General features: G+C 65.9%; 15 protein-coding genes. 9 read left to right on the top strand and 6 right to left on the bottom strand.

The window, feature by feature from the left end; translation table 11 throughout:
• Positions 1-176: 176 nt before the first annotated feature.
• From BMY53_RS05945 to BMY53_RS05920, 6 genes are all read left to right on the top strand, one after another.
• Positions 177-3083, top strand: coding sequence for a di-heme oxidoredictase family protein (locus tag BMY53_RS05945; RefSeq protein ID WP_255370050.1), 2907 nt, complete (start codon positions 177-179; stop codon positions 3081-3083).
• A 360-nt stretch (positions 3084-3443) separates the two neighbouring features.
• Positions 3444-4457, top strand: coding sequence for a tRNA pseudouridine(13) synthase TruD (truD, locus tag BMY53_RS05940; protein WP_092944615.1), 1014 nt, complete (start codon positions 3444-3446; stop codon positions 4455-4457).
• A 166-nt stretch (positions 4458-4623) separates the two neighbouring features.
• Entirely contained in the window at positions 4624-5190 is a 567-nt protein-coding gene (locus tag BMY53_RS05935; protein ID WP_092944613.1) for a hypothetical protein, read from the top strand.
• Positions 5191-5238: 48 nt separating this feature from the next.
• Positions 5239-6675: an ATP-dependent RNA helicase DbpA gene (gene dbpA / locus BMY53_RS05930; protein ID WP_092944611.1), complete on the top strand. Its 1437-nt coding sequence runs from the start codon at positions 5239-5241 to the stop codon at positions 6673-6675.
• Positions 6672-7952, top strand: coding sequence for a DEAD/DEAH box helicase (locus BMY53_RS05925; protein ID WP_255370049.1), 1281 nt, complete (start codon positions 6672-6674; stop codon positions 7950-7952). Before dbpA ends, BMY53_RS05925 begins: the two co-directional genes overlap by 4 nt.
• Before the next feature lie 231 nt (positions 7953-8183).
• Positions 8184-10304 (top strand): ATP-binding protein, encoded by a 2121-nt coding sequence (locus BMY53_RS05920; protein WP_177200746.1) that lies wholly within the window; start codon positions 8184-8186, stop codon positions 10302-10304.
• 1 nt (position 10305) lies between these two features.
• Here the strand turns inward: BMY53_RS05920 and BMY53_RS25870 are convergent, their stop codons facing one another.
• Together BMY53_RS25870 and BMY53_RS05915 are read right to left on the bottom strand one after the other, a co-directional pair.
• A complete protein-coding gene (locus BMY53_RS25870; RefSeq protein WP_177200745.1) occupies positions 10306-10443 on the bottom strand; it encodes a hypothetical protein in 138 nt (45 codons plus the stop codon).
• A 25-nt stretch (positions 10444-10468) separates the two neighbouring features.
• On the bottom strand, positions 10469-10714 hold the full coding sequence (locus tag BMY53_RS05915; RefSeq protein WP_092944607.1) for a hypothetical protein: 246 nt from the start codon (positions 10712-10714) through the stop codon (positions 10469-10471).
• Between the two features lie 312 nt (positions 10715-11026).
• Here BMY53_RS05915 and BMY53_RS05910 point away from each other — a divergent pair, with 312 nt between their 5' ends.
• On the top strand, positions 11027-12529 hold the full coding sequence (locus BMY53_RS05910; protein ID WP_177200744.1) for a HAMP domain-containing methyl-accepting chemotaxis protein: 1503 nt from the start codon (positions 11027-11029) through the stop codon (positions 12527-12529).
• A gap of 15 nt (positions 12530-12544) precedes the next feature.
• Here the strand turns inward: BMY53_RS05910 and BMY53_RS25865 are convergent, their stop codons facing one another.
• The 4 genes from BMY53_RS25865 to BMY53_RS05895 form a co-directional block, all read right to left on the bottom strand.
• A complete protein-coding gene (locus BMY53_RS25865; protein ID WP_177200743.1) occupies positions 12545-12721 on the bottom strand; it encodes a hypothetical protein in 177 nt (58 codons plus the stop codon).
• A 7-nt stretch (positions 12722-12728) separates the two neighbouring features.
• The gene (locus BMY53_RS05905) at positions 12729-12941 is read right to left on the bottom strand and encodes a ChbG/HpnK family deacetylase (protein ID WP_177200742.1); all 213 of its coding nucleotides are present in this window, start codon (positions 12939-12941) and stop codon (positions 12729-12731) included.
• Positions 12942-12945: 4 nt separating this feature from the next.
• Positions 12946-13443, bottom strand: a complete 498-nt coding sequence (locus BMY53_RS05900; RefSeq protein ID WP_177200741.1) for a hypothetical protein — start codon at positions 13441-13443, stop codon at positions 12946-12948.
• Between the two features lie 216 nt (positions 13444-13659).
• Positions 13660-14811, bottom strand: a complete 1152-nt coding sequence (locus BMY53_RS05895; RefSeq protein WP_092944599.1) for a PepSY-associated TM helix domain-containing protein — start codon at positions 14809-14811, stop codon at positions 13660-13662.
• Positions 14812-15252: 441 nt separating this feature from the next.
• Here BMY53_RS05895 and BMY53_RS05890 point away from each other — a divergent pair, with 441 nt between their 5' ends.
• Positions 15253-15948 carry a pentapeptide repeat-containing protein gene (locus BMY53_RS05890; RefSeq protein WP_092944597.1) on the top strand — a complete coding sequence of 232 codons (696 nt, stop codon included), beginning with the start codon at positions 15253-15255 and terminating at the stop codon, positions 15946-15948.
• A 209-nt stretch (positions 15949-16157) separates the two neighbouring features.
• Positions 16158-18743, top strand: coding sequence for a PKD domain-containing protein (locus BMY53_RS05885; protein WP_092944595.1), 2586 nt, complete (start codon positions 16158-16160; stop codon positions 18741-18743).
• Positions 18744-18832 lie beyond the last annotated feature (89 nt).

Here is an 18832-nt window from a genome sequence, read left to right as displayed (position 1 = left end):
ACGAATCGCAACCGGCACGTTAACTGCATTGAAATCCGCAGAAGTTCATTCGGGGAATGCGCTGGCGCGCATCCCGTGATTAGTTTTCTCGGACATGCAGGAGCGCTATGCGCAACAACGTTTCAGAAGCTGACCATAAGTCGGCCTGCCCACCCCCACCGACCAGTCTGGGGTTCATGTTCAGTGCGGCTCTCGCCCTCGGTGCGCTCGGCGTGCTGGCAGGTTGCGGTGGCGGCAACTCCTCCGGTGATGGGACCAGCCAACCCGTGGCGGGCACCCCCGCGCCGGCGCCGGCTGCATCGACGCCCAGCACGACCGAGCCCGAACTGCCCCCGGCCGCCACGCCGGCGCCCGATTCCCTGCCCACTGGCGGCGTCGCCATCGCCCCGCCGATGCCGCCGTCCCTGCAACTGCCTTCGGGCGTGGATGTCAGCAAGCCGGGCAGCGCCGTCAAGGTCGTCATCGCGACCTCCAGCGCCACCGAGAACGATGCCAATGGTCCCGACAAGGCGGTGGATGGCAGCTTGACCACGCGCTGGTCCAGCAAGGCCGATGACGCGGCCTGGATCCAGTTCGATTTCGGCACGAAGACGGCACTGGGCTACATGAAGCTGCAGTGGGAAAACGCCTACGGCAAGGAGTACGCCCTCCTGGCCTCCGATGACGGGCAGACGTGGTACCAACTGCGTTATGTCGCCGGTGGCAAGGGCGGCACCGAGGAGTTCTTCAACCTGAACGCCAACGTGCGCTACGTGAAGCTGCAGGGCGTGGCCCGGGCCACGCAGTATGGCTACTCGCTGTTCGAGGTCACCTTCCAATCACCGGGCAGCGACAACACGCTGTCCACGCTGGTCACCTCGGCTTCCCCGACGCCGCCGGTGGGCAGCACGGTGGCGACGCCTGCCACTCCGGCCACGCTGGAGCAGGTGCAGTTCACCCTGCCGGACGGCACGCTGGTGACCCGTTTCGGCTTTGTCGGCCGCTCACGCCATGCACGCGAGCGCGGTGAGGACTGGGCCGAGATCGGCTATGGCACCAATGCCACCGTGGACGCCAATGGCAAGCCGCAGGACAAGGGCCCGGGCGCCTACCTGAACTTCATCGCCAACTATTTCAAGAACCGCACCTGGGGTGTGGAGTTCATCGACAACAGCCGCGTGGCCGGGGTCACCAAGCCGCGCATCATCGTCAACCAGTATTACCAGCAGGCGCAGCGCGGCGGCGGCCATTCCTTCTTCCGCCGCTTTGACGACCCCGGTGTCACCGGCTACGGCTGGATGTCGCCCGGCACCCTGCTGGACAACACCACCTACACCGACGGCTTCAAGGACCTGACCTCCTGCCCGGTGGTGCCCAAGCCGCCCGAGGGCGCGCTGGCCAGGCCCGACTCGGGCTACGGCGGCATCATCGGTGCCAACGATGGCTGCTCCGTGGTGCTGGACAACGTGCCCGGCCATCAGGACATTGCGGCCGATGCCAACGGCGTGCTGGTGCCTAACGGTGTGAACGTGGCGTCGCGCAGCCTCAAGGTGGGCGACGCGATCGAGTTCACGGGTTCCTTCTTCGCCAGCCGTGCGTCGATGGACGCGATTGGTGACAGCGGCAACTTCCGCTACTACACCAACGAGGTGACCTATGTGGTGGGCAGTGGCCTGCGGCCGTGGTACGGCGTGCAGCCGCGCCTGCTGAACGCACCGCTGCCGGTTGAGACGCTGCAAGGCGGCACGGGGTCGATCTCGTACGACTACGCGGACAACGCGACCTTCATGTTCCAGCAGCCCAACACGCAAATTGGCATGCAGAACATGCAGCGCTTCGTCGAGGGGCGGCGCTGGGTCCACACCAACATGTGGACCGGCGACCACAACGAGGCAGGCAACGACCGCAACACGGCGGCGGTGGGTCTGCAGGGGCCGCGTTTCAATCAGTCGAACTGCTTCGCCTGCCACATCAACAATGGCCGTGGCCTGGCGCCGCAGGTGATCAATCAGCGCCTGGACACCATGGCGGTGCGCACCGCCGCACTGGATGCCAACGGCAAGCAGCAGCCGCACCCGACCTACGGGTTGGCGGTGCAGATGAATGCGCGCTCGGCCACCACTGGTGCGTTGCAGGACTGGGGCAACAGCGTGCGCGTGGCGGGTTTTGACACCCGCACCGTGACGCTGGCGGATGGCACCGTGGTGACCTTGAGCAAGCCGCGCCTGAGCTTTGACGGCCCGACGCCGGCGGTGTATTCGCTGCGCAGTGCCCAGCCCATGATCGGCATGGGCCTGCTGGAAGCGATTCCCGACGCCGACATCCTGGCCCGCGTGCGCAGCACCCCGGACGAGGACGGAGTGAAGGGCCAGGCCAATCTGGTCTATGACCCCGAGACGGGCGCCGTGCGGGTGGGCCGCTACGGCTGGAAAGCAGCGAAGGTGAGCATTCGTCACCAGACGGCCAACGCCGCGCTGCTGGACATGTCGGTGACCTCGCCGGTCTACCCCAACCGTGACTGCCTGGCCGGCCCGGCCCAGTGCAACCGCTCCAAGGTGGAAAAGGGCCTGGCCGAGGAAGACCTGCAACTGCTGTCGCGCTATGTGGCTCTGCTGGGTGTGCCGGCGCAACGCAGCCTGACCAGCGGCTTCCCCAAGGGCGTGACGCCGCTGCCCTATCTGGATGTGAATCCCACCCAGATCGCGGCCGGCTCCAAGCTGTTTGCCACCATGCGCTGCTCTGCCTGCCACGTGACCGACATGAAGACGGGTCTGGCTGGTGAACTGGCCGAAAACCGCAACCAGAACATCAAGCCCTACACCGACCTGCTGCTGCACGACATGGGCGCGGACATGGCTGACAACCTGGTCGAGGCGCAGGCTGCTGGCAACCAGTGGCGCACCTCGCCGCTGTGGGGCATTGGTTATACCGAGCGTGTGGCGGGTACAGGTGTGAAGGTTGGTTATCTGCACGACAGCCGTGCCGGCACACTGACCGAGGCCATCCTCTGGCACGGCGGGGAAGCTGCCGCCAGCCGCCAGCGCTTCGTCAACCTGAGCAAGACAGACCGGGAGGCGCTGCTGGCGTTCCTGAACTCCCTCTGACGCTGCAGAGGTTCCCGAGGCCCCCGGGGTGCCCTTGATGGGCGCCCCGGGGGCTTTTTGTTTCAGGGCACAACGGTGGCGGCAACCTGTGCGATTGGCGATGTCTTGGCGTCTGGCGAAGGGCAAAAACATCCGCAAAAAGATCCGCAAAAACATTCGCAAAGTGACCAGAAACCTCCCAAGAATCAAGGTCTTGCAAGAGATGAAAGATCCGCAAAAAGATCGGCATCCGCATTCGATTTCTGTCAGGTGCGAACAGTCGCGAGGGATCGCTATTTGGGGGGGAGAATCACGGTCTGGACCACCCCTGACCGGCAAGCTGGCCTGTCATTCACGACAGCAGGTGCTGTCAGCCTACTCATGACCGACGCTAAGTACACGACCTTGCCGCAGTGGCCCAACGCTTATCCAGCCAGCGGCGCCAGCGCCACGCTGAAACTCCTCAACGAGGATTTCATCGTGACCGAATTGCCGCTGCAGTTGCCCGCTGGTGAGGGTGAACACATCTGGCTGGATATCGAAAAGAACGGTGCCAACACCGCCTTCGTCGCCCAGCAACTGGCCGAGGCCGCCAACGTGCAGGAAAGGGACGTGGGGTATGCCGGTCTCAAGGACCGCTACGCCATCACCCGGCAGTGGTTCAGCATCTATCTGCCCAAGGGCGAGACGCCCGACCTGACGCTGATTCAGCATCCGGAATTCAAGGTGCTGCAGCAGAGCCGCCACGTCAAGAAGCTGCGCCCGGGTGACCTGCAGGGCAACCGGTTCCGCATCGTGCTGCGAGACGTGACCGGCGACCGTGACGCCATTGAGGCCAATCTTCAGGCCGCTGCTTCCCATGGCGTGCCCAACTACTTCGGCGCGCAGCGTTTTGGCCACGATGGCGGCAACGTCGAGTTGGGCCGGGCCATGCTGGCGCGCGAAATCCGCGTGCGCAACCCGAAGAAGAAAGGCATCTACCTGTCGGCGGTGCGCTCGTTCGTCTTCAATGAGGTGCTGGCGCTGCGAATTCAGCAGGGGCTCTGGGGCAAGACCCTGCCCGGTGACGTGATGGATGAGGCGGGCCGGCCCACCGGACCGCTCTGGGGGCGCGGCCGTGTGATCACCGCCGATCAAGCGCAGGCCCTGGAGAACGGCGTGGCGCAACAGCACGCCACGCTCTGCGACGGCATGGAACACGCGGGTCTCGATCAGGAGCGTCGCGCCCTGGTGGCGAGCCCGGTGGACATGTCATGGGAATGGCCGCAAGACCATCAACTGGTGCTCACGTTCTCCTTGCCCGCCGGGAACTACGCCACATCCGTCCTGAACGAGATCCTCCACACCACGGAGCCTGACCGGCACACGGAGAACGAGTCCGCGGCTGCCGAGTGACGGTTTCAGTCCATTCGCTGACAGAACCCCGTCCTCGGCGTGTCCCCTGCTCACTCCCTAGAAAGAGGGCAACACGGTCAAGGTCTGGCGAGTACAACCAGATCCCAACCCATCGCGTGAGGCACGCACCATCACGGCTGCAGCCATTCGCGAGCACCCAGTGGTCATGGCCCTCGCCGAGCCTCAGAGGCAGCGCATCGAGATCGTCGAGAGCCCGTGGATGCCGCTGGACCCCACCACCATCGAAACCTATCCGGAAGGGATGGCCGCCCATCACCTGAACTTCAAGGCGCACTCGGCCTGCGACAACGTGCTGCAGACCTACACCGTGCAGGCGGACGGCAAGGTCGGCGCCTGCTGCGGGATCGGCATGCGCCTGATCCCGGAGCTGAACGTCACCACGGTGAACACGCCGCAGTTCCTTCATGTCGCCTGCGAAGAGGCCGAGGACGACTTCCTCAAGATCTGGATTCACTACAAGGGGCCGGAACAGGTGCTGGCCTGGGCGGCCCGCCGGGACCCGTCCATTGAATGGGAAGGTCTGTACGCCCACCGCTGCCAGGCCTGTGCCCGCGTCTATCAGGACCCGAAGGTGGCGCAGGTCGTGCGCGATCACCATCTGGAAATGGTGGCGGACGTGCTTCAGTCGGCCTGGTTTGACGAGCGGTATGCCAAGAAGGCCATGCAGACCGCCCATGAACAAGCGGAAGGTGTGCCGCAAATTTCACCCTGAAGGCGCTGCCGTGGCGGGACTTGGCCCGGAAAGCCGCGACAATCGCGCATGACCCGTACTGAATCCACCGGCGCCGCGACGCCGGCGCAGTCGCCACTGCCGGCCGACGCTTCTTCCTTCGCTCACCTGCCGCTGCCGCCCACCATGCAGGCCACGCTGCAGCAGCTGGGCTACCTGTCGATGACCCCCATCCAGGCCGCCAGCCTGCCGCTGTCGCTGGCGGGGCGCGACCTGATTGCGCAAGCCAAGACCGGCAGCGGCAAGACCGCCGCGTTCACGCTGCCGCTGCTGGCCAACCTGAACCCCCGTCGCTTTGCGGTGCAGGCGCTGGTGCTGTGCCCCACGCGTGAACTGGCCGACCAGGTCACCCAGGAGATCCGCCGCCTGGCACGGTCCGAGGACAACATCAAGACGCTGACCCTGTGCGGCGGCGCCCCCATCCGCAACCAGTTGGCCAGCCTGGCCCATGGTGCCCACATCGTGGTGGGCACGCCCGGCCGCATTCTGGACCACCTCTCCCGGGACACCCTGTCGCTGGACGCCCTCAACACCCTGGTGCTGGACGAGGCGGACCGCATGCTGGACATGGGCTTTGCCGAGGACATCGCGCAAGTCGTCCAGGCCTGCCCGAAGAACCGCCAGACGCTGCTCTTCTCCGCCACCTATCCCGATGGCGTGGCCTCGCTGGCCGGGCGCTTCATGCGCGACCCGCAAGAGGTGAAGCTCACCGAGCGGCATGCGGCCGGCAAGATCCGCCAGCGCTTTTACGAGGTGAACGAGAGCGAACGCCTGCACGCGGTGGGTCAATTGCTGAACCACTTCCGCCCCGGCAGCACCCTCGCGTTCTGCAACACCAAGCAGCAATGCCGCGACCTCGTCGCCGTGCTGCAGTCGCAGGGCATTGCAGCGCTGGAGCTGCATGGCGACCTGGACCAGCGTGAACGCGACCAGGTGCTGGTGCAGTTCTCCAACCGCAGCTGCAGTGTGCTGGTGGCCACCGACGTGGCGGCTCGCGGGCTGGACATTGCCCAGCTGGAAGCGGTCATCAACGTGGACATCACCCCCGACGCCGAAGTCCATGTGCACCGCGTGGGCCGCACCGGCCGCGCGGACGAGGAAGGCTGGGCCTTCAGCCTCGCCAGCATGGAAGACATGGGCAGGGTGGGCCGCATCGAGCAGTTGCAAGGCAGCCCCAGCGTCTGGCATCCACTGAGCGAGCTGACCGACAAGCCGGGCGCCGAACCCCTGCACCCGCCGATGGTGACGCTGCAGATCCTGGGCGGCCGCAAGGAAAAGATCCGCCCGGGCGACGTGCTGGGCGCACTGACCAAGGACCTCGGCTTCGCCGGCAGCCTGATCGGCAAGATCAACGTCAACGAGTTCTCCACCTATGTCGCTGTGGATCGCAGCGTGGCTGACCAGGCCCTGCGCGGCCTGAACGCCGGCAAGGTGAAGGGCAAGTCGGTGAAGGTGCGTCGCCTGTGAGTACCTCGCCCGCAAGTACCTCGCCCGTGAGCACCTTCGCCGCCCTCGGGCTGGCCGCCAACTTCGTGCGTGCGGCCGATGCGCTGGGTTACGACGAGCCCACGCCCATCCAGGCCGCCGCGATCCCGCCGGCCCTGGCCGGCCGTGATCTGCTGGCCTCGGCCCAGACAGGTTCGGGCAAGACGGCGGCATTTGCGTTCCCGCTGATGCAGCAGATCGATACCGGCATTCGTCCTGCATTGCGGCGCACGCAGGCCCTGGTGCTGGTGCCCACCCGCGAGCTGGCCGCCCAGGTGGGCGAGACACTGCGCCAGATCGAGCCCTTCCTGGCCGAGCCGGTGAAGGTGTCGGTGCTGTTTGGCGGCGTGTCGATCAATCCGCAGTTGATGGCATTGCGCGGGGGGGCCGAGGTCGTGGTCGCGACCCCGGGCCGGCTGCTCGACGTGGTCGAGCACAACGGCCTGAAGCTCGCCGATCTGGACTGCCTGGTGCTGGACGAGGCGGATCGGCTGCTGGATGGTGGTTTTGCCGATGAGGTGAACCGCGTGTTGGCACTGCTGCCGGCCCGCCGCCAGAACCTGCTGTTCTCGGCCACCTTCCCGGAGGCGGTGCAGGCCTTGGCCGCAAAGCTGCTGCGCGACCCGGTCCGCATCGAGATCACGCCGGAGCCGGTGATCGAAGCAAAGATCGAAGAGCATGCCGTCGAGGTGGACGACGCTCGACGCACACCGCTGCTGCGCCACATGATCGAACAGGGGGAATGGTCCCGCGTGCTGGTTTTTGTGGCAACCCGCTACGCCTGCGACCACGTGGCCGACAAGCTGCGCAAGGCCGGCATCGAAGCGGCCGCCTTCCACGGAGATGCGAGCCAGGGCGCTCGCACGCGCTTGCTGTCCGACTTCAAGGCGAGCCGGCTGCGCGTGCTGGTGGCCACCGACCTGGGCGCGCGCGGCATCGACATCGCCAAGCTGCCGGTGGTGGTGAACTACGACCTGCCGCGTTCAGCGGTGGATTACGTGCACCGCATCGGCCGCACCGGCCGAGCGGGCGAGACGGGGCTGGCGGTCAGTTTTATCGGCGCGCAGGCGGAGGCGCATTTCCGCCTGATCGAAAAACGCCAGGGCCACCGTGTGCCGCGTGAGCGTATCGAAGGCTTCGAGCCGAAGGACGTACCGGTGGCTGTGTCGGCGCCGCTGGACCCGAACGGCGGCGTCAAGGGCCGGCGGCCGAGCAAGAAGGACAAGCTGCGCGCGGCAGCGGCCCGCAGCGGGTCCTGAGCGCCTTTAGCGGCTCGTGCGGCTCGTTGCGGGTCCTAAGGGCTTTTAGCCGCTCGTGCGGCTCGTAGTGGGAAGGGCGCCGCGAGGGATTGGGAAGGGGCCGCGAAAGGGGTCGAAAAAGGGGCCGGATCGGGGACCGGAAAAGGGGCCGGATCATGGACCGACAAAAGGCCGTTGCGCCAGGCTGCGATACTCAGCCGCAGTTATTTCCTCGTGCCCCCCGCCCGCGCCATGATTGACGACGAAAGTTCGCCCGCCCGCGCTCACCTCCACGTGGTTCCCACCGGCACCGTCCGGCCTGCTGCGCATCCCCTGTTGAGCAGCACGGATTGGGGCGCCACCACACTTGGCCATCCGGATCAGTGGCCCCGGGCGCTGACCAGCTCCGTTGCGATGATGATGGACTCGCTGATGCCCATGTGGCTGGCCTGGGGGCCGGAGCTGGCGATGGTCTACAACGAGCCCTATTCGGCGATGCTGGGGGGCAAGCATCCGGCCGCCGTGGGAGCGCCGCTGCAGCAGGTCTGGGCCGAGATCTGGCCGGACCTGGAGGCGCTGGTGTCCACCACCCTGCAGGGCCGCGGGCTCTACCGCGAAGACCTGCCACTGCTCATCAACCGCCATGGCCACACTGAACAGGCCTGGTTCACCTTCTCCTTCACCCCGCTGCGTGACGATGCCGGCCGCATCCAGGGCCTGATCTGCACGGTCTGGGAGACGACGGAGAAGGTGCTGAAGCTGCGTCGTCTCAACGAAAGTGAAAGCCAATTCCAGACGCTCTTCGAGCGCATCGACGAGGGCTTCTGCGTCATTGAATTCTTCGATGGCCCGCACGGGCCGCTGAGCGACTACGTTCACATCCTGGCCAACCCGGCCTACGCGGCCAACGCCGGCATACCGAACGTGGTGGGCCAGAAGGTGCGGGAGATGGTGCCTGACGAAGCCGACGGCTGGGTGGAGATCTACCGCAACGTGTTGCTCTCCGGCGTGCCGGTGCGATTCGAGCGCGAGCTGGAGCGCACGGGCCGCTACCTGGAGCTGGCGGCCTTCCGCATTGAGCCTGCCGAGCGTCAGCAGGTGGCTGTGCTGTTCCAGGACGTGACCCAGCGCCACCGCACCGAGCAGGCGCTGCGCGAGCTCAACGACACGCTGGAACGCCGCGTCCAGGAAGAGCTGGACCACCGGATGCGGACCGAGGACGCGTTGCGGCAGTCCCAGAAGATGGAGGCGGTCGGCCAGCTCACCGGCGGCATTGCCCATGACTTCAACAACATGCTCGCCGTGGTGGTCAGCTCGCTGGACCTGCTGGCGCGCAAGTATCTGAAGGACGACGCGCTGGCCATGCGCTACGTGGACGCGGCACGCAATGGCACCAAGCGGGCGGCCCAGTTGACGCAGCGCTTGCTGGCGTTCTCCCGGCAGCAACCGCTGAAGCCGGAAGCGCTCAACGTCAACAAGCTGGTGGCGGGCATGTCGGACCTGCTGCGCCATTCAATGGGCGGCGCCATCGAGCTGGAATCCGTGCTCGCGGGTGGCCTGTGGCGCACCCACGCGGATCCCAACCAGCTGGAAAACGCCATCCTCAACCTGGCCGTCAACGCACGAGATGCCATGCCGGAGGGGGGGCAATTGACCATCGAGACGGTGAACGCCTATCTGGACGAGCGTTACGCGTCGGAGCAGATCGGCCTCGTCGCAGGCCAGTATGTGATGGTGGCGGTGTCTGATACCGGCAGCGGCATGGCGCCGGACGTGATGGCCCGGGCCTTTGATCCCTTCTTCACCACCAAGGAAGTTGGCCGGGGCACCGGGCTTGGGCTGAGCCAGGTCTACGGTTTCGTCAAACAGTCCGGCGGCCACGTCAAGATCTATTCCGAGCCCGGCCAGGGCACGACCGTGAAGATCTATCTGCCGCGGCTGCTCAATGCGCCCGAGGACGAGGTGGTGGCCAGCGCCACGGTCCCTATGCCGCTGAGCGATGGGCAGGAGACGGTGCTGGTGGTGGAGGATGAGGAGTCGGTGCGGCTGTCATCGATCGAAGCCTTGACCGAACTCGGCTACCGGGTGCTGGCAGCGGAAGGCGGGGAAGCCGCGCTGAAGCTGATCGATGCCCATCCGGAAATCGCGCTGCTGTTTGCAGACGTCGTGATGCCGGGCATGAACGGGCGCAAGCTGGCCGATGAAGTGCGCAAGCGGCGGCCCGATCTGCGGGTGTTGTTCACCACCGGGTACACACGCAACGCCGTGGTGCACAACGGCGTGCTGGACCCGGGGGTGGAGTTGCTGGGCAAGCCCTTCACTCTGGACGAACTGGCGGCCAGAGTCAGGGCCGTCCTGGATAAACCGGACTAGCTCAGCTCGGTTCCTTGGCGCCTCCGGCCTGTTCGGCGGGGGAGGGCGACCCCTTGCGCTGGGCCTTTTCCTGCTTCTTCTTCTGCTTCGCCATTTCTCGCTGGCGTTTTTCGAACTGGTAATTGGGCTTGGTGGCCATCGCGGTTTCCTTCTTGAACTTCAGGTCAGCGTGGGGTGTCAATGTCGGCGCTGGCTCGTCGCTGAGCGACTTCGCGCCTGTAGATGTTCTCGCCAGTCGTGGTCAGGCGCAAGGTCCCACCATTCCATTCCAGCCAATCCAGGCGGACAAGTCGATCGATCAGGAGCTCGGGGATCTCGCTGGCGCGGCGTCGCTGCAATGCTTCAACGCTGGTACGCAGGGCGTCACGTAGCGCTTCGAGCTTCAACTCGGCAGATATCTGGACGGACATCGCAGGACTCCTCGCGTTTCACGCCACGACATGTGGCGGGAGCAGATGCGCCAAGCGATCAAGGCGAGGACTTGCCCACGTTCGATGGAATCGGACGAGACAAAGCGCCGGTTTGACAACCTCACGGTCTATCGGGCCATGGTAGCGCACAAACGCAAAGGGTGTCCAAAATCCGGGCAGGTGCCCGCTTTGCCCTCCCGAAACGGTACTGGCCCGTTGCCCCTGCCCGCAGCAACGTCTTGCCGGGCACGGCGGGGACGTACGCCCCGGGCAGTGACCCCTCCAACGCGGCGACGAGGCAGAAGGGCAGCCATGAAGACCTACGGACGGAGCCTGGGACTGGGCTTTGCAGTCGCCTCGGTGGCCTTGTGCGTGATGGGCGGTCTGGCCGTGCGCAGCGCCTTCCTCATGGAGCAGTCCAACCTGGAGGTCACCGACGAACAGGAGGACGTGCGGGCCATCGCCGCCCTTTCAACTGCCCTGACGGCCACCGAAACGGCCCAGCGCGGGTTCCTCCTCACCGGCGACCGGGCTTATCTGGTGCCTGAAAAACAGGCGGCCACTGCGGTACGGCAGGGGCTGGCCTGGCTGCAAGAGCGCCCCAGCCTGGCCGCAGGCGGACGGCAACTGGCCGAGGTACAGCGTGGGGTTTCGATGCTGTTCGACCTCTATGACGCCCGCATCGCTCAACGCCCGGGCGCGTCGCTCGATGCCGTCATGGCATCAGCCAAGGTCGCCGAAGGCCGGCAACTCATGGAAGGGCTCCGCAGCCGGCTGAGTGAGCTTGAGCGGGGCCAGGCCGCCGAACTCGATGCCGCCGCGCTGGCGATGAACAAGACCACGGCCTTCGTGAAGACCAGCGCCATGGCCGGGACCGGCATGGGGCTGGTGCTGGTATTGGCGGTGTGGATCGGTTTGCAACGCTTGCTGACTCGCACCGTCGGCACTGCGGCGGATGAAGTGGCCCTGCAATCCCGGGCATTGACGGCGTCTTCAGGGCGACAGGCCCTTTCCAGCCAGCACACGGCCACGGCGGCTGTGCAACTCAGTGCCACCCTGCACGAGGTGCAGACAGCTGCAGGACAGATCGCCCGCCGGTCCACCGAGGTGCAGCAGGTCGCGATGGCCAGCACCCATGCCGCCCTGGAGGGCGGGCTCGCAGCCGAGCAGGCGCAATCGACGGTTCAGGCGCTGCGCGTGCAGATTGACCACGTGGTGGACCAGATGCTTCGGCTGGGCAAATCGGTGCAGGACGCCGAGGGGGTGCTGGGCACCATGGAGTCACTGGCGGCACGCACCAACATCCTGGCCATCAATGCCACGATCGAAGCGGCGGGGGCAGGCAGTGCCGGGGAGCGATTCCAGACAGTGGCCGACGAAATCCGGCTTCTGGCCAAGACCATGCAGGCGGACGCCATCGACATCAAGCGCCGGCTGGAACTGATCCGCAACGCGTCCAACGCGACGGTGATGACCACGGAAGGTGGCTCCAAGGCGGTGGATGAGAGTGTCAAGCGCTTCGCAGAGGTGGCGAACACTTTGCGGACCATCGTGGAGCGGGTGCGTTTCACGGAGACCGCGAGCAGGGAGATCACTTCATCGACGCAGCAGCAGTCCGTGGCGGTGCAGCAGATGGACGGCGCCATGGCCGACGTGAGCCGCTCCGCCAAGGAAGCCGAGGAAATCGCCAGCGGCAATCTTCTGACGGCGTCGTCGTTGTCCGATACCGCGCAGCGCCTGAGCGCCTTCGTGGCAACACCCGCCCGGTGGCGGTTGTTGGCCAAGCGGTTGGATGCGGCGCCTGTGCCGCAGTAGGCGCCCGGCCCCGGCTCAGGCAGCCGCGCGAATGGTGCTTCGCTGTTGCAGCCACACGCTCATCGGCATCAGCTGCACATCGCGCTGCTTCAACGCTTCATGCATGGCGGGATCGGCCCACACCAAGAATTCACGCCGACGCGCATCGGCAATGGCGTCACCGTCGATGCGACTCGCCGCAGGGTGGCACATCAACAGATCACTCCGGTTCCAGGGCCTTCAGTGCGGCAGCCCCCGGTAGCCAGGCCGGCGCGCCGACCATCGCACTGGTCGCCTGAAGCCGACCTTGCGCCACCAGTTGCAGCACCGCGTCATTGACGGATGGATGCAGACCGAAAGCATCGGCACACACGCACAGCCTTGTGGGTGCGCCGCCATGCTGGTCCGGACTGGAGCTTGCCTCTTCATTCATCACGTCATGATTCATCGCGACGGCCCGCAATCGAGCTGCGCCGGCACCACGCGCCACAGCGCCACGCCCCGCCGCACAAAACCTTTTTCAGTGCGGTCTCGTCGATGAGGTGGCCTGCCGGGCCTCCGGGGGTGAAGTGCCCCGTTTCCGCCAGCTCCTTGCGCCAGTTGTCTCGCGCCAGGACCTCCGGCGCGTTCCAGTCGCTCTGTACCCGGACCGGGGACTTCAGCCTGGCATACAGCGGCAGGTCGTAATCGAACCGGCGGAGCATGACGACGGGCTCGTCGCCCTGACGCAAACGACGAAGGTCCTCCGCCAGTTCACGGGTACTGTGCAGCGGGGACACCGCCAAGGCGGCCACCGCTGCAACGCCCAGCACCGCTGCCACCCCCAGGCTGACCCATGCCCAACGCTGCATCAGCGCGGAGGCGGGCTGCAGGCGGGCCCAGGCCAATGCCACCAGTCCGGCGATGGGGGGCACCGCGGGAAGGACGCAGCCCACCAGTCGATTGCGGCAGTGAGAAGAACACCACCACCACGGCCATCCACAGCACCAGCAGTGCGGTGAGGCCGTGCGGGTCCACCTGGTCACGCCGGCGTGTGCCTGCGAAACCCAGTGCCAGTTGAGGACGTGCTGAAGAAGACTGTCACAAAGCTGTGGACAGACGGCCGCGGGCCATTGAAGTAGACCAGTGATCGACTTGTATGGGTCAGTTTCTCAGGCGGTGGCGCGCAGGCCTTGACGTTTGGCCTCTGCCGCCCGCTTCAGCTTGCGGCGGTCCAGATAGAGCCACCAACCGGTGATGGTGAAGGCGGGCAGTATCAAGGCGGCGGCCAGCATCGCCAGTCGCCCGGGGAGGCCCAGCAGCGTGCCCATGTGCAGGGGGTAGATCGCGGCCAGGATCTTGCCGCCCAGCGGCTTGGCGGCGAAGCGCTCGTCCTTCATGACTTCACCCGTTGCCGCATTCACAGTGGTGCGGTTGCGCGCCCGCTCGTGGGCGGGGGAGCGGTTCAGCCAGGTGAACAGCATCGGTGCCTTGGCCTGGGTGGGCACGCGAATGATCACCTCGCTCCAGCCCTCTGCCGACGTGGCGCGGCCAAAGCTCGTCCATGCGGTCGCCAGTGACACCTCGCCAGCGCCGTCGGCCTTGGGGCCAGCCTTCTTCGGCGTTTCAGCCTTGGCGGGTCGGGGCTCGCCGAGCCAGGCGCTGACCGGGTCACGCACACCATCAAAGGCCCAGAAGATGCCAGTGGTGGTCAATGCGAGGTAAAGCACCAGGCAGGCCGTACCGGCCACCAGGTGAAGCCGGCGCCACAGCGCGCGGCCGCGCAGGCGGGTGTCGATGTGCCACCAGGTGCGGCGGTCCTTCCAATGCCGCGGCCAACGCAGATACAGCCCGGACAGCGAGAGGATCAACAGCCCGATGGCCAGCAAGCCAGTGACCACTCGCCCGGGCTCGCGCGGCAGCAGCAGCCAGCGGTGCAGGGATTCGGTGAACTCGAAGAAGCGCTGCCCCCAGCGTTCCTCCAGCAGGAGTCCTGTGTAGGGGTTCACGAACAGCGTGTCGCCCCGCCGTTCACCGGCCCGCGGTTCCAGCACCAGGCGAGCCGGGAGTTCGGGTTCGGCGTAAAGCGTGAGCGTGCCGACCCGCTCGCCGGGCCGCTGCTCGGCCCATTCGTGAAGCAACTGGTCCGGGGTCATGAGCGGCGTGTCGCGCTTCACCACCCGGCCGGTGGCCGGATTGAGCGCCTGCAGTACTTCCTCCCGAAAGGCCACCACGGCGCCACTGAGGCCGATCAGCAGCAACAGCGAGCCGACGGAGATCCCCAGCAGCCAATGCAATTGCGTCCAGAACTTGCGTACGTTCATCGAGAATCTTTCGGAGGCTTCCTGTGGCCATGAGGCCGGGTGGCGATAAGACAGGCTCGAGCCGAGCGCATGAGCCTCGTACTCAGTGGCGTCTAACGGCCCAATCAACAGCCGCGTCGAACCATCGGGTGCCGCTGGCCAACAGATTGCCGAAGGTGTTGTTGACGCCACAGGTGGCGCAGGCCAGCGGCTCCGTCAAGGCCAAGCTCCTACAGGCCTGACCGTCAAAGCGCAACGCGGCGCTTCACCCATTGCCATGGTGACCGGGCGCAAGCGTTCGGAGGGCGGTGGTCTCTGAACCGCCTGGAAGTTGTTCACAGCCTGACGGAGGCGTCAACTGCGGGCTGGCAAGCCCTTGCAATTCTCCAAGGGCTTGGAGCGGGGGCAGGGTCCGGGCGTCTAGAGTAGCGCCCTCCCACAGCTCTCGCCCAGGATTCCGTCATGTCTGCAGTCAGCCCGGCCACCGTTGAGCACCAGGAGATCAGCCGGGATCAACTGGCGCAGTTGCTTCAGGGAGCCGCGGGTCCTCATGTCTTCCATGCGTGCGTATTCGACGAGGCGGACCTTGAGGCGATGGACCTGCGCGGGTCAGAATTCCGAAATTGCAGTTTCGTGGGGACGCGGCTGGAGCGCGCCTGTCTGGCGGGCACCACTTGGCATCGTTGCCGCGCGGCTGGTGCGGATCTCGCCCTGGCGGACCTGACGGATGCCAGGTTCAGCAACAGCGATCTGAACAACACGAACTGGACGCGGGCGAAGCTGTCCGGCGCCACGTTTGTGGAGGTGAAGCTCACGGGAGCCAAGTTCCTGGAGGCACGGACGTTGGGCATGAGCATCCGGGAGAGTCTGGTGGTCAGTGCGCAACTGCGTGGCATCTCCTTCCGGAAACTGACGGTGGTGGGGCTGAACCTGACCGGTGCCGACCTGTCGGGCTGTGATTTTTCAGATGCGGTGCTGATTGACTGTGATCTGGCCAACGCGAACCTGAAGAACGCCAAGTTTGTCGGGGCGGACCTGCGCCGGGCGAAGTTGGGGCAGCTTCAGATAGGTGACCTGGGGCAGCACCTGAAGGGCAGCATCATCTCGATGGATCAGGCGGCGGATCTGATCACCGGTCTTGGCGTGCAGGTGATCTGAGCGGTTGGCCGTAACCAGGCGCTTTGGCGGCCTCTGCGGCGCTGGCTCCGGTATCAATGGCAAGACGTGGCCCCACGATCTCACCCGGTTGGGGGATGAAGTCCCTGCTCACCCCATGAATTGGTTAACAATCCCGACACGATTTCGCGCCGCCGACACGTCCACAGGACGCTGCCCAGAGCGGACGATGCCTGAGGGAGAACCTGTTCATGTTTCGAGTCTTGATGGGCTGGCGCCAGATGGCCAGCTGCGCTGCGCTTGTCCTGCTGAGTGCATGCGGCGGCGGCGGGGGTGACGGAGGCGCCGATTCGGGCTCTTCATCTCCGCCACCCACCTCTACCGAGCCGCCTTCTGCATCGAAGCCGCTGGGTGAGTTCACCGGCACCGGTGCCCTGGCCAATGGTGGTGTGCCCGCCGCTGGCGACGCAGTGGTGTTCAAACTGACCGGTCAGGGCTCGCTCCTGGCCGTTACCTGGGATTTCGGTGATGGTGTGACCACCACTGTCACCGCCGAGCCCAGCACCATCACGCACGCCTACGCCAGCGGTGGCGACTTCAACGTCAAGGCGACCCTGTCTGGTGCTGCAGGCGACAAGGTCGTACTGAGCTTCGTCCAGACCGTCCGCCCCAGGCTGTTGACGCTGGACATCAAGACCACCGCCGCCTCCGACGCGACAACGCCCCTCATGCCGGGCGCCTTGGTGCGTTTCGCGCCTGACGTCGAACCCGGCATCTGGACACTGAAGGCGATCCCCGCAGGGACACGATTCCGCTGGACCTTCAGCGACGGCCAGGTGGCCACCACGCCGGCCGTCACCCGAAGCTTCCTGTCTGCAGGGAACTATTCGGTTGAACTGACCATGACGGATCCGTATGACCGGACCGTGTCTGCGCGTCGCACCCTGAAGGTGGCGGACATTGCGGTCCGCAACGTCCAGGCCAATTTCGGTGGCACCGGGTCCAGCAACAACGGGCCGTTGTCCCTGTATGGCTATCCGGATGGCATGGCGCGAGACGCCCGTGGCAACACCTTCATCATGGATGCCAACAACTATGTGATCCGTCGCATCGCCCCCGATGGCACGGTGAGCAACTTTGCGGGCGCCAGTGGGGTCAGCGGGACCGTGGACGGGGTGGGCGAAGCCGCTCAGTTCGACACCGGCGCCAGGTCCCTGGCCATCGATGCATCGGGCACGCTGTACACAACGGGATCCGGCGGCTTGCTGCGCACGGTGTCGCCCGATGGCAGCGTGAAGACGCAAGCCCTGGCGTCGCTGCCCTCCGATGAACCGCCGAGCCTCAACAGAAGCTATTTCATCACCGACCTGGCCACGGGCCCGGATGGCTCCGTCTACATCGCTGAAGACCGGCGAGTGCTCCGGATCAAGGACGGCCGGATTCAGACCGTTGCAGGCGTCGCAGGTCGCCCCCAGGTTTCCTGGGTGGATGGCCCTGCGGCCCAGGCGCGCTTTGCCTACATCTCGGCCCTGGCGGTCCGCCCCAATGGGGAGATCCTGGTGCTGGACAGCTGCTATGGCGTGCGCAAGATCGCGGTGGACGGCGTGGTCAGCACTGTTCAGCGTTATGCGGACAGTTGGATAACGCCGGACAACACCAATGCCTGTTCCTACTATTGGGGCAAAGGTCTGGCACTCGCCGCCGATGGCAGTGTGTACATGAGCTGGCTAGGCGACGTGCGCCGCATCGCGCCGGACGACACCATCCGTACCGTGGCCACCGGGTTGCCTGGCGGACGCCTGATTGTGACGGGGCCCAATACCGCCTGGGTCAGCAGTGCGTACAACGGCCTGATCTATCAGGTGGATCTGACCAACGGTCTCTACAACGTGGTGGCCGGGCGTCGCCAGGATGCAGCCGATGAGGTGTTTCCGCCCCCCACAGCGAGTACGTCGGAGGTCTACCCCGAATACGGCATCGCCAGTGACGAGCGCGGCGACATCTTTTTCAGCCATCGTGGCGGCCTGTATCGGTATTACGTGGGGAGTGGCCCGTCCACGCTGCCGGTGATGCCGGCTTCCAGCCAGGGCTTGATGGTGGATGGCCCGTCGGGTGACGCCAGGATCCGCTGGGCCACCTCTGTGGCGACGGACGCGTCCGGCAACCTGTACTTCCTGGACGGCCAGAGCGCCGTCCGCCGTCGTGCGGCGGTGGACGGCAGCATCACCACCCTGGCAGGGTCGGTCACCTCGGGCGCACCGCTGGATGGGGTGGGCGCCGCGGCACGGTTCCGGAACCTGAGTGGCCTGGCGGTGTCGACCGATGGCGTGGTCTATGTGATGGACGACTATCAGCGCCTAGCGCGCATCACGCCCGACGGACGCGTGGTGACCTTGACGACGATGCCGGAGCGTTATGGTGCGTCGCTGGCGGTCAGCCCGTCCGGGCAGCTGGTGATGGGGTATCTGTACAACCTCTACCTGGTCGCGGCCGATGGTGCACTCACGCCTGTGGCCGTTCGGGGCACTGGCGCGAGCCCGACGCAGACCTTCGGTGATCTCTGGCCGACCTTGGTGTTCCAGCCGGACGGGACGTTCTGGATACGCGACTATGCGCCCCAGAGCTTCAGCCAGGTGCTCCGACGGCTGGATTCCTCCGGAACCCTCGTGGATACGCTGCAAGCCACGCCGCTGGCGTACACGCTCTTTGCCAACCGGGAGCCGATGGAGGTGGGATTCAACCTGGCCTATGTGGCGGCCAGGCCCGACGGCTCCCTGATGGTCTATGCCGGCCGGCCGCACTCGTGGTGGATCCTCGACCGGCTGCCCCGGCGCTGAGCGAGCGGGCGGGGTGCTCGCGGATGCCGATGGGTTAACCTCGGCATTCGCGCTGTACCTCTGGAGACCCGGTCTCCGCCGCCATCCCG

Origin of the sequence: Roseateles sp. YR242 (assembly GCF_900109745.1) — a bacterium.
Taxonomy (GTDB): domain Bacteria; phylum Pseudomonadota; class Gammaproteobacteria; order Burkholderiales; family Burkholderiaceae_C; genus Roseateles.
This window is presented reverse-complemented; position numbering and strand designations above follow the sequence as displayed.